The following is a 24,392-nucleotide window of genomic DNA, read 5'->3' on the forward strand; positions in this document are numbered from 1 at the left end:
GTTTTCGTGCCGCCGGCTACTCGTCCACGGGGTAGCGTGCTTCGAGCCCGGATCGGTCGCCGACGCCGAAGTTCATGACCAGGTCGTCGGCGACCTGGATCAGCACGTCGCGTCCTTCGACCGTGGACACCAGATCCATCGGCAGCGCGGAGACGCCGTGCACGGCGCCGATGAGGTTGCCGGCCACCGCGCCGGTCGAGTCGGAATCGCCGGAGTGGTTCACCGAGAGCAGCAGTGCCGCCCTGGTATCGCCGCTCTTCGCCGAGTGCAGCGCGCAATACACCGCTATTGCCAGGCATTCCTCGGCGATCCAGCCCGCGCCGACGCGCTCCACCTGTTCGGCGGTGGGCGCCTGCTCGGCCGATTCGACGGCTCGGGTCAAGGCCGCGACCGTCTCCTCGCTCGACGGAATCTCCGCGAGCTGAACGATCGTCTCCTGCACCGCGATCGGCAACTCGAGTCCGCTGACCACCCGATCGAGAATCGCCGCGAACGCGCCCGCCGCGAGATATCCCGTCGGATGTCCGTGCGTCAGTTGCGCCGCCCGCGCCGCGGTGACAAACGCCTGATCGGCTCCCATTCCGGCCAATCCGAATGGCGCGGAACGCATCACGGTGCCGCAGCCTTTCGAATGCGGATTGACCGGCCCCTCCGCCCCGAACGGCGCCGGCGGCTGATATTCGCGCGCCTGCCGGGCAAGCCCGGACATGCACGCGTTGCCCGGCGCCCGCGACGCGTACAAGAACGGCAAACTCGCCAGCCAGCCATCGCTGTGGTCCGCGGGCCCGCCCCCTTGCTGAGTCTGCAACCAGCGCAGATACGCCCGCCGCAAGGCGGGCACCGGATCCGCCCCCGCCGCTGACCGCAATAGCCCTTCCGCGGTGAACAATGTCATCTGCGTGTCGTCGGTAATCTCTTGCGGCGCACCTGCGTTCGCCTGAGGGACAAAGCCGGTCACCCCGCTTTCGCCGTGCCGCCCGCGGATCTGCTCCCACTTCAAGAACTCGATGGGCCACCCCAGCGCGTCGCCGACCGCCCCACCCAGCAGGGATCCCCGAACCCGCTCGAATATCGTCGCGTAATCCACCATAAGACCCCATCATTCCCGACCCGCCCGCCCCTGTCCCAGAACCTCACCCGGTCCGTCGCCGCAGCCGGGCGGCCAGCCAGAGCACGACACCGTACCCGAACGCCGCGTCCGCGCCGGACACCAGCGCGGCCGTCGGGAAGACGACGGCATGCCGCAATCCCGCGTCGGCCAGGGCGCGAATGCGGGTGAGAACCTCTGGGGGAGTGCCGATCATCAGCCATTCGTGCAGCACCTCGTCCGGGACCTGCGAGATCGCCTCCTGCACTTCGGCTTTGGTCAGCCGATGCGGCATGAGATCGATCAGGCCGCGGAAACCTTGGCCGAACGGATGTTTCGCGCCGCAGCGGGCCCACACCTCGTCCGGCGCGAGCAGCGCCATGTAGCGGATCCCGGGGTGGCGCATCAGCTTCCGGATGCCCGCGGGCGTGCGCGCGGTGAGCATGGAGATCATGGTGGCGGGGACGATCGCCGCTGGGTCGCGCCCCGCGGCGCGGGCGGCGGTGTGCACCACCTTCAGTCGTCGCCCGTACTCGTCGGGCGTCATCGCCTCCCACGGATACCAGCCGTCGGCGTAGCGCCCGGTCAGTTCCAGCATGCGTGGGCCGTGCGCGCCGAGCCAGAGCTGCGGCATCCGGTCCGCCGGCGCGGTCAAATCCATTGGCGCGCCGTCGATCCGGTAGTACTTGCCGGTGAAGTCGAACGGTTCCGTCGCGGTCAGCGCGGTGCGCAGCACCTGGAGGGCCTCCTCCAGCCGGGAGACCGGACGGTCCCAGGCGAACCCGTACGGATCGAGGTTCTCCCGTTCGCCGCAGCCGAGCCCGAGGATGGGCGGCGTCTTCGTCATGTGCGCCAGCGTGAGGAACGTCTGCGCGAGCAGCACCGGGTGCCTGCGGATCGGGTCGGTGACCCCGACGCCGAGTTGCACCCGGCCGGCGCCGGCGGCCAGATTGGCCAGTAGCGGCGCGTAATCGAACTGTTCGTCCGGGCTGCGGATCGCCTTCGCCTGCGGGGTGAAGTCGGTATCCCAGATGGCCCGGGGGAACACGCTGATCAAATGATCCGGCGCCAGAATGGAATCCAGCCGTCCGAGCTTGGCCAGCCGCACCAGGAAGCGGGAGGCGCTCAGCGGCGGATTGACCCCGGCCATGGTGCCCACCGCGAACGCCCGGGAATTGTGCGAGTCCGACACCGTGGTCTCCTCTCGACCGGTGTGCCGCGTCGGGCACCCCCAGCTGATTATCCCGATGACCCAGGTTCGCGTCCGGCGAATCCTGCGGCCATAATTGACACACGTTGCAGTTCCTGCGAATGTTCGAGGGACCGCGAGGTCCCTGATTCGGCTGGGCGCCTCGGTGTCGTCGAGTCGGAGCGTGCGCTATGGGCTTTCTGCAACCCGAACTGCCGGTCGTCGATATGGCGGAGTGGAGCAAGGGCACCCGCGGGGAACGAATCCGGCCGATGGCCCGGCACTGGGCCGAGGTGGGCTTCGGGACGCCGGTCGTGCTGCATCTGTTCTACGTCGGCAAGATCGTCCTCTACGTGCTCGGCGGCTGGCTGATCGTGCTGGCCACCAAGGGCGTCGACGGGTTCACCGATGTCGGGGCGTGGTGGTCGGAGCCGATCGTCTTCCAGAAAATCGTGCTGTACACGTTGCTGTTCGAGGTGGTCGGGCTGGGCTGCGGATTCGGGCCGCTGAACAACCGGTTCTTTCCGCCGTTCGGCTCGATCCTGTATTGGTTGCGGCCCAAGACCATTCGGTTGCCGCCCTGGCCGGGCCGAATCCCGTTGACCAAGGGCGACTCTCGTTCGGTGCTGGATGTCGCGCTGTACGCGGCGCTACTGGTGCTGACCGTGATCGCGTTGCTGTCCGACGGAACCGGCCCGGTGCGCGAGCTGGATACGACGGTGGGACTGCTGCCGATGTGGCAGATCCTGGCGGTGCTCGGCGTGCTGGCGGTGCTCGGGTTGCGCGACAAGGTGATCTTCCTGGCAGCGCGCGGCGAGGTATACGCCACCCTCGCGGTGACCTTCCTGTTCACCGGCACCGACATGATCGTCGCCGCCAAGGTGGTCTTCCTGGTGATCTGGATGGGCGCGGCGACCTCCAAGCTGAACAAGCACTTCCCGTTCGTGGTGTCCACCATGATGTCCAACAGTCCGGTCGTCCGGCGAAAGGCGTTGAAACGCAAGTTCTTCGAGAACTTCCCGGACGACCTGCGCCCCGGGCGGCGGTCCCGGATCTTCGCGCACGGCGCGACGGCCGTCGAGCTGCTGGTGCCGCCGGTGTTGTTCTTCTCCCACGGCGGCCTGGTGACCGCGATCGCCGCGATCGTCATGGTCGGCTTCCACCTGGGCATCCTGACCGCCGTGCCGATGGGCGTGCCGCTGGAGTGGAACGTCTTCATGATCTTCGGCGTGCTGTCCCTGTTCGTCGCGCACGCCGATCTCGGCCTCGGCGATCTGCACAACCCCGCGCCGGTGGCGGTGTTGTTCGTGGTGATCGCCGGCCTCGTGATCGCCGGAAACCTGTTCCCGCGCAAGATCTCCTTCCTGCCCGGTATGCGCTATTACGCGGGCAACTGGGATACCACGATGTGGTGTGTGAAGCCGTCGGCGGCGGCCAAGATCGGGCAGGGGATCGTCGCGATCGCCAGCATGCCGCAGGCGCAGCTGGAGCGGTTCTACGGCAAGGACCGCGCGGTGATCCCGATGTTCATGGGATACGCCTTCCGCGCGATGAACACCCACGGCCGCGCCCTGTTCACCCTCGTCCATCGCGCCATGCCGGACGGTCGCGAGGACGAATACACGATCACCGACGGCGAGCGCATCTGTAGCACCGCCCTTGGCTGGAACTTCGGCGACGGGCACATGCACAACGAGCAGCTCATCGCCGCGATGCAGAGGCGCTGCCGGTTCGAGCCCGGCGAGGTGCGCGTCGTGCTGCTCGACGCGCAGCCGATCCACAAGGGCACGCAGGAGTACCGGCTCGTCGACGCCGCGACGGGCGAGTTCGAACGCGGGTTCGTGAACGTCGCGGACATGGTGACCCGCCAGCCATGGGCCGATGACGTGCCGGTGCACGTCCGCGACTGAGCTACGCCGGATCCGGGAGCATGGGCCGCATGAACGTGCGCTCGTAGCGCAGCACACACCCGCTCTCGTCCCGGATGCGATCCGCGGCGACGAAGTCGGGATCGACGCCGAACAGCTCCCGATACTGCTCGTAGGCGCTGAGACTGGCGAAGCTGAACAGCGCCATGGCCTTGTCGCTGGCGCCCTCGCCGGGCAGGAAATAGCCGTGATGGGTGCCGCCGTGGCGCCGCACCAACTCCATCCATCGGCGGCCGAATCGTTCGAAGTCCTCGATCTTCGCGGGATCGATCACGTACTCCACAACACAGGTGATCACCAGGTCAGCCTACGGCCGCGATAATGGCAGACCGGGCACGCTTGTGTTCTGGATCACACAGTGTTTGGGTAGTGGGGGCCGGGGCATATCGGCTGACGGCGCACAGCGCGCCGGCGGAAACAATGCTTCGGAAGGATCGGTATCTGTCGTGGGCTTGCTACTGGTGGGAATCGGTACTGCGTCGGCCGTCGTGATCGCGACACACGGCGTGGTGGTCGCCGCGCACCTGGCGCAGCGCCGTCCGGCCCCGCGTCGCCGGCCCGCCGACGTGGACGTGCACCCCGCGAACACCCCGCGCGTCTCCGCGTAGCGCGCCCGGCTCGGGACGAGCCACGAAACTTCGCTTACCGCCGCCGTCGTGTCGGTTGTTCGGCCGATGGTGTGCCCTCGTCGCAGCGAGGAATCTGTTAGAGCAAAGACAGAGCGCCGGGTCCCGGCACTGCGAAGAGGTGCACACGATGGCCGAGCACATTCCGCCGCCCGATCGGGCTCCGGCGAATCGGCGGATCGCCGCCTGGGCGGTCGATTTCGGCCTCATCATCTGCGCGGCCGTGCTGCTCGGCTCGGTGACGCACTATCGGATCGCCGATTACCTGTCCGGCTGGCCCGGACTCGCGCAACAGGGCGGGTGGGACCTCTTCCGCGCGAACGGGGACTGGGGTGGCGCGGGAAAGGCGTTCGGGTGGGACGTCTTCGGTGAGATCCTGCTGCTGGTCACCGAGGCGTTCGTCGCCCTGGTGCTGATCGTGTTCGCCTACCAGTTCGCCGCCCTCGCCTGGAAGGGGCGCACGCTGGGCAAGTTCCTGCTGGACATCCGGGTGCATTCGCTCACGGATCCACATGGGGCACTGAGCAAGTGGCAGTCGGCCCGGCGGGCCTTCGCGAGCACGCTGGTGGATGTCGGACTGTACTCCGCCGCCTGCGTCGCGCTACTCGCGGGCAAATTCGTGCTCTCCCTTATTCTTTGGGTAGTTGCCGTGGTGGTGCTGATCATCAACGCGGTCCCGCTGGCCGGCGGCCGTACGGTGATCGATCGCCTCGCCGGGACAACCGTCGTTCGCGCCGGGCTGTACCAAAAGTCATGGCAGGCAGCCAGAGACGCGGCCGTCGTCGAGCGCGGCGTGCAGGCCGGGCGCGAACGGATGCACGCGGTCACCAGCGCCATGAAGGAACAGGCGCAGCATCTCGCCGAGGACGAACGACTCCGGCAGCTGCGCGAATCGGACCGGGCCGCACAGCTGCGCCGGATCGGCCAGGACGCATCCCGGCACTCCGGCGCGGCGGCCAGGCAGCTGCTCAATTCCGAACGCGGACAGCAGGCTCAGGACACGGCCAAGCGGGTCGGCTCGAATCTCCGCGCGGTGTACGACAAGCGCCGCGGCACGCGCAGCTGATCCCCGTCATCCGTCTATGCGCGCCACCTCGCCCAGGGTGAGGGTTGCGCCGCCCTTCGGCGCATCGATCCGCACCGCCACTGCCGCGCGGGCCGGTAGGTCGGCTTCGGTCGGGAACCAAATCCGTTCCCGGTCAACCAGAATGATCAGTCCGTCATGGTCACCGACCGGAGTGAAGACGGGCAGCTGCGGCGTGAAGGCAGCGAGACCGTACGCCTCGGTGAGTTCGCCGACCGCTTGCCGAACGTCGGGCACGCCGATGCCGACCTCGCTGATCGACAACAGCCTCGGCGCCTCGCCGGTACCGGCGGCAACTCCGGCATCGGCCGCTCGCGCGATCAGCTCCAAGACGACGCCGTCCGGTCCACGGAAGTAGACCGAGCGCGAATCCCAGCCGGGCGGCCCCTCGATGATCTCGGAGCCGTTCGACGTGATCAGCTCGACCCGACGGCCCAACCACTTCCACGCAAGTCCGAAATCATCTGGGGAAATCCCGAATGCCAGATGATGGGCGCCCGCGAAGGTTTCACCCCGGGTCAGGATGAGCGTGCTGAGGCCGATTTCGACAGTCACATGATCGTCCCCGACCGCGACCGGTAGTTCGAGCACGTTCCGATAGAACTGTGCCGCCGCGTCGAGATCCGTTGTGCTGATAGCTACTTCGCGAATTCTCATGACTTCTCCCTTCGGTCGGTCCCGAGGCTAGATCCTCAACACTGGTTGAGGTCAAACGGCGTCGGGCGCCGGATGACGTGTGGGTATCCGCCACGCGGACAGCGATTGACAGGCTGTCGAACCGGACATACAGTCCCTCCTCAAAGTAATTGGAAACTTTCCTAATAGTTCACCCGGTGCGGGGTGAGGGGAGGGGGTCACGTGACCACGCGACAGACCCTCGCCGGCACGCCCAGCCTGCTGCGGGCGATCAACGATCGCGCCGCGCTGGAGCTGCTGCTCGCCAACGGTCCGCTGTCCCGCACCCAAATCGGCACGCTCACCGGACTTTCCAAGCCGACCGCCTCGCAACTGCTCGGCCGGCTGGAGGCGGCGGGGCTGGTCGTCCCGGTCGGCACCATGGCCGGCGGTCCGGGGCCGAATGCTCAGCTGTACCAAGTGAATCCGGCGGCCGGCTACGTGGCCGGACTCGACGTGACGGCCTCCAGGATCCGAATCGCGGTCGCGGACATCACCGGTCGCACCCTCGCCGAACACGAGGTCTCCACCAAGGGCTGGCCCGCCGCCGAAACCACCGCCAGGGTGGGCGCGGCGGTCGCCGAGGCGGTCGAACTGGCCGGGCTCGCCGAGGGCATCTGCTGCGAGGTGGTGATCGGCATCGGCGGCGCGCTCGACCCGGCCACCGGCAAGCTCCGCTACGCGACCCACCTGCCTGGCTGGCACTCGCCGCGCCTTGTGGCCGAGCTGGAGGACGCCATCGGCTGCTCGGTGTCGATCGAGAACGACGTCAATCTCGCCGCGATCGCCGAGCAGGCGCACGGCGCGGCCCAGGGGTGCGAGGATTTCGTCCTGCTCTGGACCGGCGTCGGGGTCGGCGCGGCCATCGTGATCGCCGGCCGGCTGCACCGCGGATTCCACAGCGGCGCTGGCGAAGTCGGCTACATGCCGTTGCCGGGCGCGCCGATCGTGCACGACGTGCGCCGGAAGAACTCCGGTGGCTTCCAGCAATTGGCCGGTGCGCCCGCGGTTCTGGCGCTGGCCAAGCAGCACGGACTGTCCGCGCCGACCGCCGCCAAGGTGGTGGCCGAGGCGCTGGAGACGCCGGGCTCCGGCGACGCGTTCCTGGTCGAATTCGCCGGCCGGCTGGCGCTCGGCCTGGCCTCGATCGTCTCGGTGGTCGACCCCGAGCTGCTGATCCTGGCCGGCGACGTGCCGACCGCCGGTGGCGAACGGCTGCGCGCGCTGGTCGAAGAAGCGTTGACCGAGCTCACCTTTCCGCGCCCCGAGGTGCGTTCGAGCACGCTGCCGGGCTCCCCGGTACTGCACGGCGCGCTGGAGCGCGCCCTGGCCACTACGCGGGACTCCGTGTTCACGACCCATTGATCCGCCGCACACCAGCAGTACCCAGGAGAACCGCACATGCGCAGAACAACCCGCCGCACCCTCGCCGCCCTCACCGCATGCGCGACCACCGCGCTGGTGCTCACCGCCTGTACCGGCCAGAGTGCCACCGGCGGTGACGACGGATCGGGGGAGGGCAAGGACGTCACCATCACCTTCTGGCACGGCTGGAGCCAGGACACCGAGGTCAAGGCGATCGAGGACAACATCGCCGCCTTCGAGAAGCTGCACCCGAACATCCACGTCAAGGCGGTCGGCAATATCGCCGACGACAAGCTCGAGCAGGCGCTGCGCGGCGGCGGCCGCGACGCCCCGGATGTGGTGTCGTCGTTCACCACCGACAATGTCGGCAAGTTCTGTGCCGGCAAGGTGTGGGCCGATCTCGCGCCGTTCATGACCAAGGACGGCATCGACCCGGCCAAGACGTTTCCGGCCGGCATGCTGAAATACAGCCAGTTCGAGGGAAACCAGTGCGCGCTGCCGCTGCTGGGCGATTCGTACGGCCTGTACTACAACAAGACTGCCTTCGCTGCCGCCGGAATCGCCTCGCCACCAAAGACATTCAGTGAGTTCGAGGCGGCGGCGCGCAAGCTGACCATCGCCGAGGGGGACAGCTTCAAGCAGCTCGGCTTCCTGCCGAACTACCACGGCTACGAGACCGCCGCCACCCGCTACCTGGCCCAGTACGGCGCCGACTACTTCGGCGCGGACGGGAAGTCGAACATCGCCACCGATCCCCGGGTCGCGGCCATGTTCGCCTGGCAGAAGGACCTGATCGCCAAGCTCGGCGGGTACGACAAGCTGGAGAAGTACCGCACCACCTTCGGCGAGGAGTTCAGCGCCAAGAATCCGTTCCACACCGGGCAGGTGGCCATGGCGCTGGACGGCGAGTGGCGGACCGCCTCGATCGCCGAGAACCCGGTGAGCTTCGACTGGGCCACCGCGCCGTTCCCGGTGCCGGACGATCAGGCCGCCACCTATGGCCGCGGCTACCAGACCGGCACCATCATCGGCATCGCCAACTCGAGCCGGAAGCAGAGCGCCGCTTGGCAATTGGTGAAGTACCTGACCACCGACACGGACGCGGTGGTGAGCTTCGCCAACGCCATCCACAACGTGCCGAGCACCAACGAGGCGCTGAATTCGCCGAAGCTGACCGCCGATCCGAACTTCCGGACCTTCATCGACATCGCCAAGAACCCGCACTCCGCCACCACGCCGTCCAGCATCAACGGTGGCGCGTACCAGCTTTCGCTGCGCAACTTCGGCTACGACTACGAGGCGGGCACGGTCGACCTCGCGGCGGGCCTGGCCGCGACCGCGAAGGAAATCGACGAGGCGATCGTCCAGGCGAAGTGATGTAGCGATGGCATCGATGACCGCGACCGTCCCGGCGGCGCTGAAACGCAAGCGCCGCAAGGGGAATCTGCGCACCCTGGCGTTCCTGTCGCCGTGGCTGATCGGGTTCGGCTTCTTCTTCGCCTACCCGCTGCTGTCCACCCTCTACTTCTCCTTCATGAAGTACGACGGGTTCGCCGCGCCGACCTTCACCGGGCTGAAGAACTGGGACTACGTGCTGGCCAAGTACCCGTTCTTCTGGCAGGGGCTGGGCAACACGCTCTGGCTGGTGCTGATCATGGTGTCGCTGCGCGTGGTCTTCGGACTCGGCGTCGGGCTGCTGGTCACCAAGATCAAGACCGGGCTCGGGTTCTTCCGCACGGTGTTCTACCTGCCGTTCCTCGCGCCGCCGGTCGCGGCTACCATCGCCTTCGCCTTCCTGCTGAACCCGGGGACCGGGCCGGTCAACCATCTGCTCGGCAATCTCGGTCTGCCGCAACCAGGTTGGTTCACCGATCCGGAATGGTCCAAGCCCGCGCTGACCATGTTGGCGCTGTGGGGCGTCGGCGATCTGATGGTCATCTTCACCGCGGCACTGCTGGACGTGTCGCGGGAGCAGTACGAGGCGGCCGAGCTGGACGGCGCGGGCCCCTGGCAGCGCTTCCGGTATGTCACGCTGCCGAACATCACGCCCATCGTGCTGTTCGCGGTGGTGACCGGCGTGATCCAGACCATGCAGTACTACACCCAGGCGATGGTCGCCGGGAAGGTCGCCAGCGGCAAGGCGGGTAACTCGGGTGAGGCGTTCGAGGCCGGTTATCCGCACGGCTCCACCTGGACGCTGCCGCAGATGGTCTACAACCTCGGCTTCCAGCGCTTCGATCTGGGGTCCGCGTGTGTCGTCGCGGTGATTCTGTTCGCCCTGTCGATGGCGTTCACCGCACTGCTGCTGCGGCGCAAATCCGGTTTCCTGCAGGAGGACCCATGACCACCACGCTGCCGGTCCCCGTGCGGGTGAACGCCCCGACGGTCGAGGCCAGGGGTGCGCGCCGGAAGCACCTGCTGAACTGGGTTGCCGTGCACGCGTTCGCGATCGCGGCGGCGCTGCTGTTCCTGATGCCGTTCGTATTCGTCTTCTTCACCTCGGTCATGTCGGACCGGCAGGCGCTCACCGCCGACCTGTGGCCCGCCGAGTGGCACTGGGGGAACTACGTAAAGGTCTGGGACACACCGGGATTCTTCACCTGGTGGCGCAACACGCTGGTGTACGCGGTGGCCGGCACCGCGCTGACGCTGCTGTCCAGCATCCCGGTCGCGTACGCGCTGGCCAAGTTCCGCTTCCGTGGCCGCAATCTGGCGCTGATGGCGGTGGTTTCGATGATGATGCTGCCCCCGCAGGTGACGGTCATCCCGATGTATCTGATCTGGGCCAAGCAGTTTCATCTCACCGGTTCGCTGTGGCCGCTGATCATCCCGCTGGCGTTCGGTGACGCCTTCTCCATCTTCCTGCTGCGTCAGTTCCTGCTGACCATCCCCGACGACTACCTGGAGGCCGCCCGCATCGACGGCTGCGGTGAGCTGCGCATCCTGCTGCGGATCGTGTTGCCGATGGCCAAGCCGGCCATCGCGGCGGTCGCGCTGTTCCAGTTCTTCTATTGCTGGAACGACTATTTCGGCCCGCAGATCTATGCCAGCGAGAACCCGGGCGCCTGGACCTTGAGCTACGGCCTGGAGTCGTTCAAGAGCGCGCACCACACCAACTGGAACCTCACCATGGCCGCCACCCTGCTGGTGATGGCGCCGGTGATCATCCTGTTCTTCTTCGCACAGAAAGCCTTCATCGAAGGCGTGACACTGACAGGGGTCAAGGGCTGATGGGCGCACTCAAGCTAGCCATAGTCGGTGGTGGTTCCACCTATACGCCGGAGTTGATCGACGGATTCGCCCGTCTGCGTGCGAGTTTGCCGATCGGGGAGGTGGTTCTCGTCGACCCGGCCGCGGACCGGCTGGAGCTGATCGCGGGGCTGGCTCGCCGGATCTTCGCCAAACAGGGACACGATGCGCGGGTCAGTACCGCCGCGTCGATCGCGGACGGGGTCGAGGGCGCCGACGCGGTGCTGCTGCAGCTGCGGGTCGGCGGGCAGGCCGCGCGCAACGAGGATGAGAGCTGGCCGCTCGAATGTGGCTGTGTCGGACAGGAAACGACCGGCGCCGGCGGCCTGGCGAAGGCATTGCGCACCGTCCCGGTGGTGCTGGAGATCGCCGAGCAGGTGCGCCGGGCCAACCCGGACGCCTGGATCATCGATTTCACCAACCCGGTCGGGATCGTCACCCGCGCACTGCACACCGCGGGACACAAGGCGGTCGGTCTGTGCAACGTCGCCATCGGATTCCAGCGAAAGTTCGCCGCGCACTTGGGTGTCGACCCCGAGTGTATCCGGCTCGACCATGTCGGCCTCAATCACCTCACCTGGGTCCGCGGCGTCACCGTGCTCGACTATCCGGGCGCGGGCACCGGTCACGAGGCGTTACCCGAGCTCCTCGCCCGGTTCGGCGAGGAGATCGCCGCGGATGTGCGGCTGCCCCTTTTCCTGATCCGCCGGCTCGGCGTCGTCCCGTCGTACTACCTGCGCTACTTCTATCAGCACGACGTGGTGGTCGAGGAGCTCGCGACGAAGGGTTCCCGCGCCGCCGAGGTCGCGGCCATCGAGCAGCAGTTGCTGACCATGTACGCCGACCCGGCCCTGGACACCAAGCCCGAACTGCTCGGAACCCGCGGCGGCGCTTTCTATTCCGAGGCCGCGGTCCAGCTGCTCGCCGCCCTGCTCGGCACCGGGGACACCGGCATCCAGGTGGTCAACACCCGCAACGACGGCACCCTGCCGTTCCTGCCCGACGACGCGGTGATCGAAGTGCCGGCGGAGGTGGGCGCCGCAGGAGTGCGCCCACTCCCGCAACCGCCGGTCGAGCCCCGCTACGCGGGCCTGATCGCCCACGTCACCGCCTACGAGCAGCTCGCGTTGCGGGCGGCGCTCGACGGTAGTCGCGACCGAGTTTTCGACGCGCTACTAGCTCATCCGCTGGTCGGCCAGAACGAACTGGCCGAGCAGCTGACCGACCGGCTGATCGACCACAACCGCGCTTACCTGAGCTGGGTGTGATCATGCCGACTAACACCGTGCACTGTTGGCGGGGGAAGCGTCTGATGAAACTCCCACAGAATGAACAGGTTCCGGGCGTCCTGGCCATCGACGCAGGCAACAGCAAGACCGATGTGACCCTGGTCGGGCGCGACGGTGCGATCCTGGCGACCGCGCGCGGCGGCGGCTATCAGCCGCATCGGACCGGCGCGCGCAAGGCGATCGAGGGACTCAGCCCGCTGGTCGAATCGGTGGCTCGGCAGGCCGGGCTGACGCGCGGCGGGATCCTCACCACCCGGGTCAGCGCCTGTATGGCCAATGTCGACCTGCCGATCGAGGAGCAGCGAATCCACGCCGCTATCGCGGCCCGGCCGTGGGGCCTGACCGTGGGCGTGGTCAACGACACCTTCGGCCTGCTCCGCGCGGGCACCGACGGCCCGCGCGGGGTGGCGGTGGTCTGCGGCGCGGGGATCAACTGCGTCGGCTTGCTGCCGGACGGCCGCACCGCGCGGTTCCCGGCGCTCGGTGTGCTGACCGGTGATTGGGGTGGCGGCGGCGGGATGGCGGCCGAGGCCATGTGGCATGCCGCGCGCGCCGAGGACGGGCGCGGCGAGCCGACCGCGTTGTCCGCGGCGATCGGCGAGTACTTCGGTCTGGCCGGCGCCAACGCGGTGGCCGAGGCGATCCACCTCGGGGAGCTGCCGGAGAAGCGGCTGCACGAGCTGGTCCGCGTGCTGTTCACCACGGCCGAGGCGGGCGACCCGACGGCCCTGCGCCTGATCGATCGCCAGGCCGACGAGATCACCCGGCTCGCGCTGGTCGTGCTGCGCAAACTGGACATGCTCGACGAGCAGACTCCGGTCATCCTCGGTGGCGGCGTGCTGGCGGCTCGCCAACCGCTGCTGATCGACAACGTGACGCGCAGGCTCGCCGCGGCGGCACCGCTCGCCGAACCCCGAATCGTGGTCGCCCCACCGGTTCTCGGGGCCGCGCTGCTCGGCCTCGATCACCTCGGTGCGACCCCGGCCGCCCATCAACGACTCCGCGCGGCCTACCCGACCGTGCCGGCCACCGACGGCAGGCCGGAGTATCCGAGCGAGATGGGCCAACCGGCCTGATCGGTGCGCGATCGCGGCATCTCGAAACTGATCCGGAGTGCGCGCTTTTCAACTGACCGCTTGCTCGATGCGGTATACCTCGGTAGTACCGATCCCTACGCGTAAGGAGACTTCGGCGTGTCCGACGGCCCGATCGATCTGCACACCGATGTCGCGCATCCGGCCCGGATGTATGACTATTTCCTCGGCGGCAAGGACTCCTACGATGCCGACCGGGTCGCCGCCGAGCATGCGCTACAGGACTTTCCGCACGTCCAGCTGACCGCCCGCACCAATCGCGAGTTCATGCGGCACGTCACCCGCTATCTCACCGGCCAGGGCATCCGGCAGTTCCTCGACATCGGCACCGGCATCCCGACCGAGCCGAACCTGCACCAGGTCGCCCAGGAGCTGGCGCCGGAGTCGCGGGTCGTCTACGTGGACAACGACCCGCTGGTGCTCGCGCACGCGCGAGCGCTGCTGGTGAGTTCGCCCGAGGGCCGCACCGCCTACCTCCAGGCCGACGCCGCGGAACCGGAGGCCATTCTTGCCGCTCCGGAACTGGCTGCCACACTGGATCTTTCGCAGCCGGTCGCGGTATCCCTGATGGCGGTGGTGCATTTCGTGCCCGGGGACGTCTACCAGATGGTCAAGACGTTGCTCGAGCCCTTGGCACCGGGCTCGTACCTCGCGATGTCGCATGTCACAACGGATTTCGACGACGGCGACCAAGACCCGGAGGGCATGGCGCGACTGTTGCAGGTCTACGCCGACCGCGGCATCCCGGTGCGCCCGCGCTCCCGCGCCGAGGTCGCCGAGTTCTTCGCCGGACTCGAACTCGTCGAGCCCGGCGTCGAGGTGATCCACCGCTGGCGCAACGAGGGCATCGCCCCGCCGCAGAGTTACGACAAGCGGATCTCGCTCTACGGGGCCGTCGGCAAGAAGGTCTGAGCCGGTCGAATCCGTCAGGGACGCCAGGTGATTCGGCCGCCCTGGAAGTCCTGGGCCTTGCCGCCCTCGTAGTCGTATTCGTCGCCGGTGGGGTAGCCGTAGATGCCGTCCGCGCCGGCCCTGGCCTCCCAGCTGGTGCGGATGGCTCCCCAGACGGCGTGCGCGCCGGTCTTCTGCGACCAGTAGATCGTGCCGTCGTTGAACAGGTTGTAGCGGCCGCCGCCCTTGGCGGGCGCCTCGTCGGTGACCGGGAAGCCGAGCGGGCTGTTCTCCGCGCCGAGCGCGTACCACTTGTCCCGGATGACGCCGCTGACCTGATGGGCGGCGGTGCCGACGGACCAGTAGATCGAGCCGCCCTGGAAGTGACTGAACCGGCCGGGCTTGGCCGGGGTGGACTGCTCGCTGGTGACGGGATAGCGCAGGCCGCCGGTCTCCGCGCCGAGTCCGCGCCACTTGTCCAGGATCGGTCCGCTGAGCGCGTGCGCGCCGGTGTCGGGGTGCCAGTAGATCGCCGCGTTGCGGTCGAAGGTCTGGAACTTGCCGCCGTTGGCGGCGTCGGCCTCGGGCGCGGTCGGGTCGCCGAACACCCCGCCACCGCCGGCCGCGTCGTATTCGGCCTCGATCGCGCCGCCGACCTCGAACGGGCCGATCGGGCGCGCGGTCGCGGTGCCCGCGGCGAGCAGCACCGCCAGCGTGACGGTCGCGGTGGCCAGTGCCGCGTTGGTGCCGCGGTGGTGGGTACGAAGGCGGGCCAAGAGAACTCCTCAGTCAGGCTTTACCGGGTGACAAAGACAGGGCGGAGCGTCGGTAGGCGATGATGGCATGCGGCCTCGGCCCACGCGCCGCGCGGGTCAGGGTTGCCAGGTGATGCGGCCGCCCTGGAAGTCCTGTGCCTTGCCGTTCTGGTAGTCGTATTCGTCACTGGTCGGGTAGCCGTAGCCGCCGTTGACGCCCGCCCTGGCCTCCCAGGTCGTGCGGATCGCGCCCCAGATCACGTGCGCGCCGGTGGCCGGGGACCAGTAGATGGCGCCGTCGTCGAACAGGTTGTAGCGGCCGTTGTTCTTGGCGGCGGCCTCGTCGGTGATCGGGAAGCCGAGCGGGCTGTTCTCCCAGCCGTAGGCGCCCCACTTCTCCCGGATCGCGCCGCCGACCTGATGCGCCGCGGTGCCGAGCGACCAGTAGATCGAGCCGCCCTGGAAGTGGTTGTAGCGACCCGCCTTTGCCGGGGTGGACTGCTCCCTGGTCACGGGGTAGCCGAGGAAGCCGTTCTCGAAGCCGAGGTTGCCCCATTTGTCCCGGATCGCGCCGCCGATCTGGTGCGCGCCGGTCGCGGGATGCCAGTAGATGGAGGTGTTGCGCTCGAAGGCCTGGTACTTGCCGCCGCGGCCCGCGTCCGATTCGGGATTGACCGGGTCGCCGAAGACCGCGCCCCCGCCGGCCTGGTCGTATTCGACCTCGATCGCCCCGCCGACATCGAAGGGCCCGATCGGCCGTCCGGCGGCGGTGCCCGCGGTGAGCAGGACCGCGATTCCGGCGGTGGTCATGGTCAATGCGGCTCGGGTGCGACTTAGGCGGGCCAAGAGGAACTCCCTATGCAAGTGGTCGTCGTATACGAAACGGTCGGCTCGGCAATTCGGGCGCGATGGAGCTGTGTCGTGCTATCCGACACCCGCCTATCGGTCGCGTCGCCGTCACCGTTAGCCCGGCGGCCCCCGGGGCTGAGACTTGGTCTCAGAACTGCTCGGCTGGTTCGCTATCCAAGTGGTGCGTTGTCATCTCGGTGATGAGTTCCGCGAGCCCGCGGAGTCCGAACTGTCGGCCGGCGTAACCTCGCCACCGGTGTCCGGGGTCGCCGGACTGCCGCTCACCCTCGACGACTTCCTGCGCTGACGGCGGGATCCGGGAGTTCGGCGTTCGGTGATCCGAGGCCCGGCGACGGCGGCCCGGGCTCCTGTGGCGCCGGGTACCGCACGGCTGCGGGAAAGCAGCGCAGCAGTGCGGCGAGCCGCTCGGTATCGCCCGCCACCTCGGTGTCTGCCCGCTCGACGGCGTCGTGCAGCGCCGCACCGGCGAACACCAGATCGCGCAATGTCGCCGCCTCCGCCACGGTCAGCCACGCGTCGGGTTCGGCGTGCTCGCCGCGGTCCAACTCGAGGCGCCCGCCCGCAACGGTGATGCGGAACCGATCGCCCGCGACGTCCAGCTGGCAGCGCAGCGACAGCCCACCCGCCAGTGCCGGATCGAAGGTGGCGCGCAGGGCGAACAGGAGCGCGTCGACGCTCAGTTCCGCCGCGCCGTCCTCGGGCAGCGGTGCGCGGCTGCCCCAGTGGGCGAGCGCGCGGAGCACGGGCTCCAGTTCCTGCCCGCGCTCGGTGAGTTCATACACGGCGGCGGGCGCAGGCGGTCCCAGGCGCCTTCGCCGCACCAGGCCGTCGGCTTCGAGCTCGCGCAACCGCTGCGCGAGGACGTTCTGGCTCATCTGCGGCAGCCCGCGGTGCAGGTCGGAGTAGCGCTTCGGGCCGAAGATCAGCTCCCGCACGACAAGCAACGCCCACCGCTCGCCGACCGCGTTCAGCGCTCGCGCGATGCCGCAGGGGTCGTCGAACAGCCGCTTCTTGCTCATACACCCGATTGTACTTGCACAACAGGTGTGATCACTCCTAAAGTAGGAGTATGAACCGTGACCTCAGCCGACGGCACCGTCATCGGCTACACACGGCACGGCGACGGGGCCCCCGGGTGATCCTTGGTCGACATGCTCCGACGGTGACGACCACACATCGAGAAATGGAGAGAAGCAGTGAACGAGATGACACTTCGGGTGACGTCCGCCGACGGTACGAGGATCGCCTACGACCGGAAAGGCGCTGGCCCGGCGGTGATCCTCGTCGGCGGCACCCTGGACGACGGCGCTGAGAACGCGCCGCTGGCCCGAGTCCTTGCCAACCATTTCACGGTCTACAACTACGCACGACGCGGCCGGGGCGCCAGCGGCAATACACCGCCGTACGCCGTGGCGCGGGAGGTGGAAGACCTCGACGCGCTGATTGCGACAGCCGGCGGCTCAGCTCACGTGTACGGCGCCTCATCTGGCGGCGCCCTCGCGCTGGAGGCAGCAGCGGCAGGTTCGGCGATCGACAAGATCGCGGTGTGGGATGTGCCGTACGTGATCGGGGACGACCTGCGGCCGAGGTTCGACCAGTACCTCGCGGACACCCACGAGGCATACGAAGCCGGCCGGGACGAGGAGATGCTGGAATTGTTCATGAGGCTTACCGGCGGACCCGACGCGGACATCGCGGCCGGCAAACAACACCCGTTCTGGGCCTGGTCCGTCGCGCTCGCCCACACGCTCGTCAAGGACGCCGTGGTCCTCAATGACTACAAGATCCCCACGAACCGACTTGCCCGCATCACTCAGTCGGTCCTGGTGACCACCGAGGGTCCGATCACCGAGCCCCAGATGGCGGGCCTCCCGACCGACTTCTTCGACCGCGCCGCGAAAGCGATAGCCGCTGCCATTCCCCAGACCGAACGACACACGCTCGACGGGCAGGGACACGTCGTCGCCCCCGAACCCATGGCCCGTGTACTGACGACGTTCTTCAACCAGTAACCCGTCGACTGATCAGGTCGCGACCGCGGGTCGCTTCGGAACGCAGGTCGCCACGCCACATACCCGACGATCTCCGCTCAGAGCCGATCCGTCCGGGATCGACACACATCAGTTCTGCGACCATGTCTAAGCTCGGATCCATGGTCGAGACGACGAGGATCGTGCTTGCTTCGCGCCCGGAGGGTGCACCCACCGCGGCGAACTTCCGCACCGAAACCGCCGAGCTGCCGCCGCTCGACGAGGGGCAGGTGCTCTTGCGAACGTTGTATCTGTCCCTCGATCCGTACATGCGCGGCCGGATGAGTACCGCCGAGTCGTATGCGAAGCCGGTCGAGCTCGGCGCGGTGATGGTCGGCGGCACGGTCGCCGAGGTGGTCGACTCCCGCGCCGCCGGTTTCACCAAGGGCGATGTGGTCCTGGGGTATTCGGGGTGGCAGACGCACGACGTGGCGGACGCGTCCACGCTGCGCAAGCTCGATCCGGAGACGGCGCCGGTGTCGACCGCGCTGGGTGTGCTCGGCATGCCGGGCTTCACCGCGTACTCCGGGCTGCTGAAGATCGGGCAGCCCAAGGCGGGGGAGACCGTCGTGGTCGCCGCCGCCACCGGGCCGGTCGGTTCGGCGGTCGGCCAGATCGCCAAGGTCAAGGGCGCTCGTGCGGTCGGTATCGCGGGTGGTCCGAAGAAGTGCGCGGCTCTGATCGATGAGTTCGGCTTCGATGCCGCGATCGACCATCGCGCGCCCGATTTCGCCGAGCAGCTGAAGGCCGCGGTGCCGGACGGCATCGACGTCTACTTCGAAAACGTCGCCGGCCCGGTCGCCGAGGCGGTGTATCCGCTGCTCAATACCTACGCGCGCGTCCCGGTCTGCGGCCTCATCGCCAACTACAACTCCGCCGGCGCCGCCGACGGCCCGGACCAGCTGCCCGCCTTCTACGGCCGCATCCTGATCAAGAGCCTCACCATTCGCGGCTTCATCCAGACCGAGTTCGTCCGCGAGCTGTACCCGGACTTCCTGCGCGACATGGCCGGCTGGGTCGCCGACGGCAGTGTCAATTACCTCGAGGACGTCACCGAGGGCCTGGACAACGCTCCCGACGCGTTCGTCGGCATGCTCGAGGGCCGCAACTTCGGCAAGGTCGTGGTGAAGGTCGCCGACTAGGGCTTGCGGCCGATGCCCGCCCAGTACCAGGCGGATTCCGGGTCCGCGGGCGGGTCACCGGGTGCCGGATGCCAGGTGACCACCGGCACGACACCCGGTTCGACGAGTTCGGTACCGGCGAAAAGTGTTTCGGTTTCGGCGTGGGTGCGCGGGTAGAAGGTGATGCCCGCGTGTTCGGCGGAGTCGACCACGCGGGACATGGCGCGTTCGTCGAAATCGGCGGTGGGATGGCTGATCACCAGGTAGCTGCCGGACGGCACCGCGTCCAGCAGGTTCTCGATGATGCCGTGCGGATTGTCTTCGTCGCGGAAATACATCATGATCGCGACCAGCATGATGGCGACCGGCTGGGTGAGGTCGAGGGTGGCGCCGAGGGATTCCTCGCGCAGGATGCCATGCGGGTCGTGCAGGTCGGCGTGGATGAACGCGGTCTTGCCCTGCGGGTTGCTCGACATGAGGGCGCGGGCGTGCGCGAGCACGATGGGGTCGTTGTCCACGTAGACCACGCGGGCGGCCGGATTGAGCCGCTGGGCCACCTCGTGGGTGTTGCCCGCGGTGGGGATGCCGGTGCCGATGTCGAGGAACTGGGTGATCCCGGCCTCGCGGGTCAGGTAGTCGACCGCGCGGCCGAGGAACGCGCGGTTGGCGCGGGCCATGGTGCGGATGGCGGGGATGTGGGCGGCGATGGTGTCGGCCAGGGCGCGATCGGCCGGGTAATTGTCGCGCCCGCCTAGCCAGTAGTCGTAGACGCGCGCCTCGTGCGCGACGCTGGTGTCGATCCTGGTCGGTAGTCCGCTGGCGGTCGGTGACTGGCTGTCCGGCATGGTGATTCCCTCCTGAGGCGGTCCCGGAGCGTCGGTTCCGGTGGCCGCCGAGTCGCCCACGGCTGGCGACTACTACTGCGAAACGTGCTCGGCAAGGATATTCCAGCGAACGCCTGGCATGCGGTAGTTCCGCGGTATATAGGTGGGTTTACGGGCGGTTCACCGGTTTCCTTGATCATTTCCGGGAACGACTGCGGGAACGGCCGCGCGCCGAGTGGCAAACCGGTCGGTCGCTTGTTGGGCGGTATGTCGTTTATGCGGTGTGTCGCGGGGCATACGTGATCTTGATGAGGTTGAATTGCCCAGGTCACGAGTTTTTCTTCGATATTCGAGTCTTGCGAGCCACACGCGATTCCTCGTGTCCGGACCCACCTCGGCCTGTGAAAAGGAGCATGAACGTGAGCATGATTCTGGCTGCGTTACACGACACCGTTCTTGCGGAGGTCGGCAATCCCACACCGGAAGCGCCTCCGCTCGCGGATAAATTGATGCAAATGGGTCGCTACTTCACCTGGCTGGTCCAACTCTCGGGCATCACCGCCATTACCTACGGCGGCGGCCGGTTCGCGTGGGAGAAGTGGAACGGCGGCGGTTTGCAGTCGCCGAAGATGATCGCCAGCGCGATGGCCGGCGGCGCGGTGGCCACCAGCGCGGGCACCATCATGAATTCCGTGATCAGTTGAGCCGGTAGGGCATGTGGTCACCGGCTCGGCGAGGTCGGTCTCGTTGAGCCGGGTTCGGTTGCGGCGCTGCCCGGTTCGTTTGGTCATCGGACCAAGAATTGGTCGCTTGTTCAAAGTTGTTGTGCAGCAAGATATTTCCACATGATTATGATGTACGTCACATTGCCGTAGCGAAACTGTCCCAGATACATTGTGGGCGATGAATCGCACGCGATCAATTCTAGGGGCGGCGGGCGAAACCGCCGTCGAGTCCCGAATCACCGTCGCCGACCGCATTGTCGAGGCGGTCGCCGAACACACCGACCACGTCTTCGGGGTCGGCGGCGCGAATATCGAGGACATCTACGACGCGTTGCACCGCAGTGCCGCGCCGATCACCGGGATCGTGGCCAAGCACGAATTCGGTGCCGCGACGATGGCCGATGGTTATGCGCGCGCCACCAGCCGGCTCGGGGTCGTCGCGGCGACGTCGGGTGGCGGTGCGCTGAACCTCGTTGCCGCGCTGGGCGAATCGTTCGACTCCCGGGTTCCGGTGCTGGCCTTGATCGGTCAGCCCCCGCTCGCGCTCGAAGGACGCGGGGCGTTCCAGGACACCGGCGGCGGGGCCGGCCGGATCGATGCGCAACGACTGTTCGGCTCGGTCTCGCGTTTCTGTGTCAAGGTCACCAGGGCCGAGGATGTCACCGCCGTCCTGGGCGATGCGCTGCGAGCCGCGCGGGCAGGCGGGCCCGCGGTGTTGTTGCTGCCGAAGGATGTTCAGGCACAAGACCTACCGGAGCCGGGCTCCGCCGTGCGGAACGGCTCGGGCGATAGCTTCGTCCACGACGGGCCGGAAGCCTGCGCCGAGGCGCACGCCCATGACGAGGCGCTCACCCTGGTCCGTTCCGCGGCGGGCAGTGGTCGCACCGTGATCATCGCGGGACCGGAAGTCGCTCGTGCGGATGCCCGAACCGAGTTGCTCGTCGCGGCGCGGGCGCTGCGTGCTGTGGTGGTGGTGACGCCGGATGCCAAAGACGCCTTCCCGAACGACCATCCGCTGTTCGCCGGTCTCGCGGGCAGCATGGGGCATCCGCGGGTGGCCGAGCTGATCGCCGGTGCCGAGCTGTGCGTGCTGGTGGGCACCCCGATGCCGGTAATGGCTCGAGCCGGTCTCGAAGCGGCCCTGGCGAATTGCCCTCGGGTCCTGCACCTGGGCGCCGAGCCGGCGTTCGTGCGGACGCAGACCTGGCTGCGCGGGCCGCTGCGGTCCCGGCTGCGGGAGGTGGCGTCGGCGGTGCCGCCGGACTCCGGCGACGAACCGGCACCGAATCTCCCACTCGCGCTGGAGGTTCCGCCCGCATCCGGACCGGGGGTGCGCTACCGCGACGCGGTGGCGGCGATCAATGCCAGGCTCGGTCCCGGCATCGACGTGGTGGCCGATGCGGGCAACACCGGCGCGGCGGCGGTGCACCACCTGCCGGTGCCGGCCGGCAGCCGATTCCTCATCGCACTCGGCATGGGCGGCATGGGTTACGCGTTCGGCGCGGGCATCGGCAGCGCGCTCGGCCGTGGCCGCCGGACGTTCGTCATCGCCGGAGACGGCGCCTATTTCATGCACGGTCACGAAGTCCACACGGCCGTGGAGCATCACGTACCGGTGACCTTCGTGATCTTCAACAACAACGCGCACGCGATGTGCGTGACCCGCGAACAGCTGTACTACTCCGGCGATTACACCTACAACCGCTTCGGCCCCGCGCGCATCGGCGCCGCGGTCGCCGCGATGTTCCCGCATATCCCGGCCTACTCCACCGACACTCGCGCGTCCTTCGAAGCCGCGCTCGACGAGACCCGCGGCGCGTCCGGCCCCGTGTTCATCGAAATCCTTTGCGACCCCGACGAAATACCTCCGTTCGCACCATTTCTGAAGGAGCTCTCCGCATGACCGAACCCGTCGCAAGCACGGCCACACCCGTCGAAGTCCCGGAACTCGACGTGCCCGGGGTGTATCGGGTCGAGAACATCAGCGTCAAAGAGGGCATGCCGATCGTCCTCGACATGACCCGCGCTGTTTACCCGCACGACGAGGTCTACGGCCAGTTCTGCACGGTCAACGAATACGTCGCGGCGCCACCGGACGAGGTGTTCGATTATCTCGCCGACACTCGTAGCTTGTGCGAATGGACCTACAGTATGCGAGGTTTCGAGCGCACTGCCGAGCCGGACCTTTGGGTGTCCGACGATCGCATCGGCGAGCACACCCGCATCTACACCCGAACGGTCGCCAATGCCTCAGCCCGCACAGTCGACTACCACTGCGCCTGGGACCAGCCCGACCACCTCTGGATGATCTACATCATGCGGGTGTTCGACGCGCAACTGGTGCTGAACAAGCCGGGATCGGTTGTCCTGTGGACCAATTGCCGTCACCCGTTCTACGACGAGAACGGCTACCCGGATACCGCACCACCGGAGCGTCCGGTCTGGGTCGGTGATTTCTGGAACCTCTTCTATGCCGGTCACCTGCTGGAATTGCGCAACCTCAAGGCTATCTGCGAGCACCGCCACGCCAAAGGTGAGCCGATCAAGCCGGAGTGGATGAACTGATGAGCACCGACACCGTAAGCCTTATCGATGTTTCTAGCTACCTGCCCGAGAACCGCGTAGCCGCAGAGTATTTCACCCAGTACGCGGAGCCTGAAGACCATATCTCGAACGCGATGTTCAAATCGCCGCCGTTCCGGCACCACATCGCGCCCGGTGAGACTCCCGCCGATATGGTCGAACAGGCGATCGCCCCGATGGTGCACCGGCGTGGTACCGACTTCCTCGGCGAGATCGACGTTCTCGTCGTGCACACGCAGCTGCCCGAGATCGGCATTGTCGGCAGCGGCGGTGAGGTGGCCGCTCGTCTCGGCATCAATCCGGAATGGCTGATCGACCTGCACAACGGTGGTTGCGCCGCCTTCGTGCACGGCATGAAGATCGCCAGGCAGATCTTGATGAGCAGCGACGCGCGCTCGGCTTTGATCGTAACCGTGCAAAACGTCGCGGGGCAGGTTTTCACCCAGGAACAGGTGCGCGCCAAACCGCAGGCCGCCATCCCCGGCGATGGGGCGGGGATCGGGCTGATGGAGACGTCCGATGCCTCGCCGATTCTCGATATCGAGACCCGGCACCTCCCGGAATTCGCGGGGCAGATGACGGTGGTCGCCGACCCGCCACGCAAATACTGGGAGGCCGGCGAAGGCCAAATGCACGTCGGCTTCACCGAGTCGAAGATCGCGAAAGTCCTTGCCCGCGGGAACCGTATCGTCCCGGAGGCGGCGCACGCGGTGTGCCGGCGCATCGGCGTGCGGTCGGACGAATTGGATCTGCTGGTGACCAATCAGCCGAACCGGGCGTTCCTGCGCAACTGGCGCGATGCCCTGCAACTGCCGGTGGAAAAGCACCCCGACACCTTCGACGAGTGCGGAAACCTGTTCGCCGCGGGCATACCCGTGACGTTCGACCAGGCCGTCCAGGCGGGGCGGGTGCCCGCGGGTTCGCTGGTGATGTTCGCCGGCTTCGCGCACGCCGGGGACTTCGCCGCGGCGGCCGCGGTGCGCTGGGGCGGACGCTGAGGGCCGGGC

At 67.7% G+C, this 24,392-nt stretch carries 25 protein-coding genes; 17 read left to right on the top strand and 8 right to left on the bottom strand.

Features of this window, described 5'->3' with window-relative positions; translation table 11 throughout:
• Positions 1-16: 16 nt before the first annotated feature.
• Together ACFYO1_RS35840 and ACFYO1_RS35845 are read right to left on the bottom strand one after the other, a co-directional pair.
• Positions 17-1,090 (bottom strand): ADP-ribosylglycohydrolase family protein, encoded by a 1,074-nt coding sequence (locus tag ACFYO1_RS35840; protein ID WP_387241306.1) that lies wholly within the window; start codon positions 1,088-1,090, stop codon positions 17-19.
• Positions 1,091-1,133: 43 nt separating this feature from the next.
• Complete coding sequence (locus tag ACFYO1_RS35845; RefSeq protein WP_387241309.1) at positions 1,134-2,279, bottom strand: LLM class flavin-dependent oxidoreductase; 1,146 nt, start codon at positions 2,277-2,279, stop codon at positions 1,134-1,136.
• A gap of 188 nt (positions 2,280-2,467) precedes the next feature.
• On the opposite strand from ACFYO1_RS35845, the gene ACFYO1_RS35850 reads away from it, so the two are divergent.
• Positions 2,468-4,186 (top strand): DUF3556 domain-containing protein, encoded by a 1,719-nt coding sequence (locus ACFYO1_RS35850; RefSeq protein ID WP_387241312.1) that lies wholly within the window; start codon positions 2,468-2,470, stop codon positions 4,184-4,186.
• 1 nt (position 4,187) lies between these two features.
• On the opposite strand, the gene ACFYO1_RS35855 is transcribed toward ACFYO1_RS35850, so the two are convergent.
• Entirely contained in the window at positions 4,188-4,502 is a 315-nt protein-coding gene (locus ACFYO1_RS35855) for an NIPSNAP family protein (RefSeq protein WP_387241315.1), read from the bottom strand.
• Between the two features lie 148 nt (positions 4,503-4,650).
• Here ACFYO1_RS35855 and ACFYO1_RS35860 point away from each other — a divergent pair, with 148 nt between their 5' ends.
• Together ACFYO1_RS35860 and ACFYO1_RS35865 are read left to right on the top strand one after the other, a co-directional pair.
• Positions 4,651-4,812 carry a hypothetical protein gene (locus ACFYO1_RS35860; RefSeq protein ID WP_387241318.1) on the top strand — a complete coding sequence of 54 codons (162 nt, stop codon included), beginning with the start codon at positions 4,651-4,653 and terminating at the stop codon, positions 4,810-4,812.
• A gap of 148 nt (positions 4,813-4,960) precedes the next feature.
• Complete coding sequence (locus ACFYO1_RS35865; RefSeq protein ID WP_387241321.1) at positions 4,961-5,896, top strand: RDD family protein; 936 nt, start codon at positions 4,961-4,963, stop codon at positions 5,894-5,896.
• A gap of 6 nt (positions 5,897-5,902) precedes the next feature.
• Here the strand turns inward: ACFYO1_RS35865 and ACFYO1_RS35870 are convergent, their stop codons facing one another.
• Positions 5,903-6,571, bottom strand: a complete 669-nt coding sequence (locus tag ACFYO1_RS35870; protein WP_387241324.1) for a VOC family protein — start codon at positions 6,569-6,571, stop codon at positions 5,903-5,905.
• A gap of 201 nt (positions 6,572-6,772) precedes the next feature.
• On the opposite strand from ACFYO1_RS35870, the gene ACFYO1_RS35875 reads away from it, so the two are divergent.
• From ACFYO1_RS35875 to ACFYO1_RS35905, 7 genes are all read left to right on the top strand, one after another.
• A complete protein-coding gene (locus ACFYO1_RS35875; RefSeq protein ID WP_387241327.1) occupies positions 6,773-7,954 on the top strand; it encodes an ROK family transcriptional regulator in 1,182 nt (393 codons plus the stop codon).
• A gap of 36 nt (positions 7,955-7,990) precedes the next feature.
• A complete protein-coding gene (locus ACFYO1_RS35880; RefSeq protein WP_387241330.1) occupies positions 7,991-9,331 on the top strand; it encodes an ABC transporter substrate-binding protein in 1,341 nt (446 codons plus the stop codon).
• A gap of 7 nt (positions 9,332-9,338) precedes the next feature.
• Positions 9,339-10,298 (top strand): carbohydrate ABC transporter permease, encoded by a 960-nt coding sequence (locus tag ACFYO1_RS35885; protein ID WP_387241333.1) that lies wholly within the window; start codon positions 9,339-9,341, stop codon positions 10,296-10,298.
• A complete protein-coding gene (locus tag ACFYO1_RS35890; protein ID WP_387241336.1) occupies positions 10,295-11,185 on the top strand; it encodes a carbohydrate ABC transporter permease in 891 nt (296 codons plus the stop codon). Before ACFYO1_RS35885 ends, ACFYO1_RS35890 begins: the two co-directional genes overlap by 4 nt.
• A complete protein-coding gene (locus ACFYO1_RS35895) occupies positions 11,185-12,471 on the top strand; it encodes a 6-phospho-beta-glucosidase (RefSeq protein ID WP_387241339.1) in 1,287 nt (428 codons plus the stop codon). The genes ACFYO1_RS35890 and ACFYO1_RS35895 overlap by 1 nt, the downstream gene beginning before the upstream one ends.
• A 44-nt stretch (positions 12,472-12,515) precedes the next feature.
• A complete protein-coding gene (locus ACFYO1_RS35900; RefSeq protein ID WP_387241342.1) occupies positions 12,516-13,568 on the top strand; it encodes an N-acetylglucosamine kinase in 1,053 nt (350 codons plus the stop codon).
• Positions 13,569-13,685: 117 nt separating this feature from the next.
• Complete coding sequence (locus tag ACFYO1_RS35905; protein ID WP_387241345.1) at positions 13,686-14,498, top strand: SAM-dependent methyltransferase; 813 nt, start codon at positions 13,686-13,688, stop codon at positions 14,496-14,498.
• A 14-nt stretch (positions 14,499-14,512) separates the two neighbouring features.
• On the opposite strand, the gene ACFYO1_RS35910 is transcribed toward ACFYO1_RS35905, so the two are convergent.
• A complete protein-coding gene (locus tag ACFYO1_RS35910) occupies positions 14,513-15,253 on the bottom strand; it encodes an LGFP repeat-containing protein (RefSeq protein WP_387241348.1) in 741 nt (246 codons plus the stop codon).
• A 96-nt stretch (positions 15,254-15,349) separates the two neighbouring features.
• Positions 15,350-16,078 (bottom strand): LGFP repeat-containing protein, encoded by a 729-nt coding sequence (locus ACFYO1_RS35915; RefSeq protein WP_387241351.1) that lies wholly within the window; start codon positions 16,076-16,078, stop codon positions 15,350-15,352.
• 145 nt (positions 16,079-16,223) lie between these two features.
• Between ACFYO1_RS35915 and ACFYO1_RS35920 the strand changes: the two genes are divergently transcribed.
• A complete protein-coding gene (locus tag ACFYO1_RS35920; RefSeq protein WP_387241354.1) occupies positions 16,224-16,388 on the top strand; it encodes a hypothetical protein in 165 nt (54 codons plus the stop codon).
• Here the strand turns inward: ACFYO1_RS35920 and ACFYO1_RS35925 are convergent.
• Positions 16,363-17,121: a winged helix-turn-helix transcriptional regulator gene (locus tag ACFYO1_RS35925; protein WP_387241357.1), complete on the bottom strand. Its 759-nt coding sequence runs from the start codon at positions 17,119-17,121 to the stop codon at positions 16,363-16,365. The genes ACFYO1_RS35920 and ACFYO1_RS35925 overlap by 26 nt on opposite strands.
• 186 nt (positions 17,122-17,307) lie before the next feature.
• Here ACFYO1_RS35925 and ACFYO1_RS35930 point away from each other — a divergent pair, with 186 nt between their 5' ends.
• Complete coding sequence (locus ACFYO1_RS35930; RefSeq protein ID WP_387241713.1) at positions 17,308-18,114, top strand: alpha/beta fold hydrolase; 807 nt, start codon at positions 17,308-17,310, stop codon at positions 18,112-18,114.
• Between the two features lie 140 nt (positions 18,115-18,254).
• A complete protein-coding gene (locus tag ACFYO1_RS35935) occupies positions 18,255-19,274 on the top strand; it encodes an NADP-dependent oxidoreductase (RefSeq protein WP_387241359.1) in 1,020 nt (339 codons plus the stop codon).
• On the opposite strand, the gene ACFYO1_RS35940 is transcribed toward ACFYO1_RS35935, so the two are convergent.
• Positions 19,271-20,098, bottom strand: coding sequence for an SAM-dependent methyltransferase (locus tag ACFYO1_RS35940; protein ID WP_387241361.1), 828 nt, complete (start codon positions 20,096-20,098; stop codon positions 19,271-19,273). The genes ACFYO1_RS35935 and ACFYO1_RS35940 overlap by 4 nt on opposite strands.
• A gap of 404 nt (positions 20,099-20,502) precedes the next feature.
• On the opposite strand from ACFYO1_RS35940, the gene ACFYO1_RS35945 reads away from it, so the two are divergent.
• The 4 genes from ACFYO1_RS35945 (at position 20,503) to ACFYO1_RS35960 (ending at position 24,383) form a co-directional block, all read left to right on the top strand.
• Positions 20,503-20,781: a hypothetical protein gene (locus tag ACFYO1_RS35945; protein ID WP_379286282.1), complete on the top strand. Its 279-nt coding sequence runs from the start codon at positions 20,503-20,505 to the stop codon at positions 20,779-20,781.
• Positions 20,782-20,980: 199 nt separating this feature from the next.
• Positions 20,981-22,705 carry a thiamine pyrophosphate-binding protein gene (locus ACFYO1_RS35950; RefSeq protein ID WP_387241363.1) on the top strand — a complete coding sequence of 575 codons (1,725 nt, stop codon included), beginning with the start codon at positions 20,981-20,983 and terminating at the stop codon, positions 22,703-22,705.
• Positions 22,702-23,367 (top strand): SRPBCC family protein, encoded by a 666-nt coding sequence (locus ACFYO1_RS35955; protein WP_387241367.1) that lies wholly within the window; start codon positions 22,702-22,704, stop codon positions 23,365-23,367. The genes ACFYO1_RS35950 and ACFYO1_RS35955 overlap by 4 nt, the downstream gene beginning before the upstream one ends.
• Positions 23,367-24,383 carry a 3-oxoacyl-ACP synthase III family protein gene (locus ACFYO1_RS35960; protein WP_387241369.1) on the top strand — a complete coding sequence of 339 codons (1,017 nt, stop codon included), beginning with the start codon at positions 23,367-23,369 and terminating at the stop codon, positions 24,381-24,383. Before ACFYO1_RS35955 ends, ACFYO1_RS35960 begins: the two co-directional genes overlap by 1 nt.
• Positions 24,384-24,392 lie beyond the last annotated feature (9 nt).

The sequence above is a fragment of the Nocardia sp. NPDC006044 genome, assembly GCF_042871115.1.
Classification (GTDB): Bacteria; Actinomycetota; Actinomycetes; order Mycobacteriales; family Mycobacteriaceae; genus Nocardia.

Bases quoted from the DNA above. Each gene is read 5' to 3' on its own strand.
- ACFYO1_RS35880 (WP_387241330.1), top strand. From the start codon at position 7,991: ATGCGCAGAACAACCCGCCGCACCCTCGCCGCCCTCACCGCATGCGCG.
- ACFYO1_RS35900 (WP_387241342.1), top strand. From the start codon at position 12,516: ATGAAACTCCCACAGAATGAACAGGTTCCGGGCGTCCTGGCCATCGAC.
- ACFYO1_RS35865 (WP_387241321.1), top strand. From the start codon at position 4,961: ATGGCCGAGCACATTCCGCCGCCCGATCGGGCTCCGGCGAATCGGCGG.
- ACFYO1_RS35930 (WP_387241713.1), top strand. From the start codon at position 17,308: ATGACACTTCGGGTGACGTCCGCCGACGGTACGAGGATCGCCTACGAC.
- ACFYO1_RS35940 (WP_387241361.1), bottom strand. From the start codon at position 20,098: ATGCCGGACAGCCAGTCACCGACCGCCAGCGGACTACCGACCAGGATC.
- ACFYO1_RS35925 (WP_387241357.1), bottom strand. From the start codon at position 17,121: ATGAGCAAGAAGCGGCTGTTCGACGACCCCTGCGGCATCGCGCGAGCG.
- ACFYO1_RS35870 (WP_387241324.1), bottom strand. From the start codon at position 6,571: ATGAGAATTCGCGAAGTAGCTATCAGCACAACGGATCTCGACGCGGCG.
- ACFYO1_RS35840 (WP_387241306.1), bottom strand. From the start codon at position 1,090: ATGGTGGATTACGCGACGATATTCGAGCGGGTTCGGGGATCCCTGCTG.
- ACFYO1_RS35955 (WP_387241367.1), top strand. From the start codon at position 22,702: ATGACCGAACCCGTCGCAAGCACGGCCACACCCGTCGAAGTCCCGGAA.
- ACFYO1_RS35895 (WP_387241339.1), top strand. From the start codon at position 11,185: ATGGGCGCACTCAAGCTAGCCATAGTCGGTGGTGGTTCCACCTATACG.
- ACFYO1_RS35935 (WP_387241359.1), top strand. From the start codon at position 18,255: ATGGTCGAGACGACGAGGATCGTGCTTGCTTCGCGCCCGGAGGGTGCA.
- ACFYO1_RS35950 (WP_387241363.1), top strand. From the start codon at position 20,981: ATGAATCGCACGCGATCAATTCTAGGGGCGGCGGGCGAAACCGCCGTC.
- ACFYO1_RS35960 (WP_387241369.1), top strand. From the start codon at position 23,367: ATGAGCACCGACACCGTAAGCCTTATCGATGTTTCTAGCTACCTGCCC.
- ACFYO1_RS35945 (WP_379286282.1), top strand. From the start codon at position 20,503: ATGATTCTGGCTGCGTTACACGACACCGTTCTTGCGGAGGTCGGCAAT.
- ACFYO1_RS35885 (WP_387241333.1), top strand. From the start codon at position 9,339: ATGGCATCGATGACCGCGACCGTCCCGGCGGCGCTGAAACGCAAGCGC.
- ACFYO1_RS35850 (WP_387241312.1), top strand. From the start codon at position 2,468: ATGGGCTTTCTGCAACCCGAACTGCCGGTCGTCGATATGGCGGAGTGG.
- ACFYO1_RS35890 (WP_387241336.1), top strand. From the start codon at position 10,295: ATGACCACCACGCTGCCGGTCCCCGTGCGGGTGAACGCCCCGACGGTC.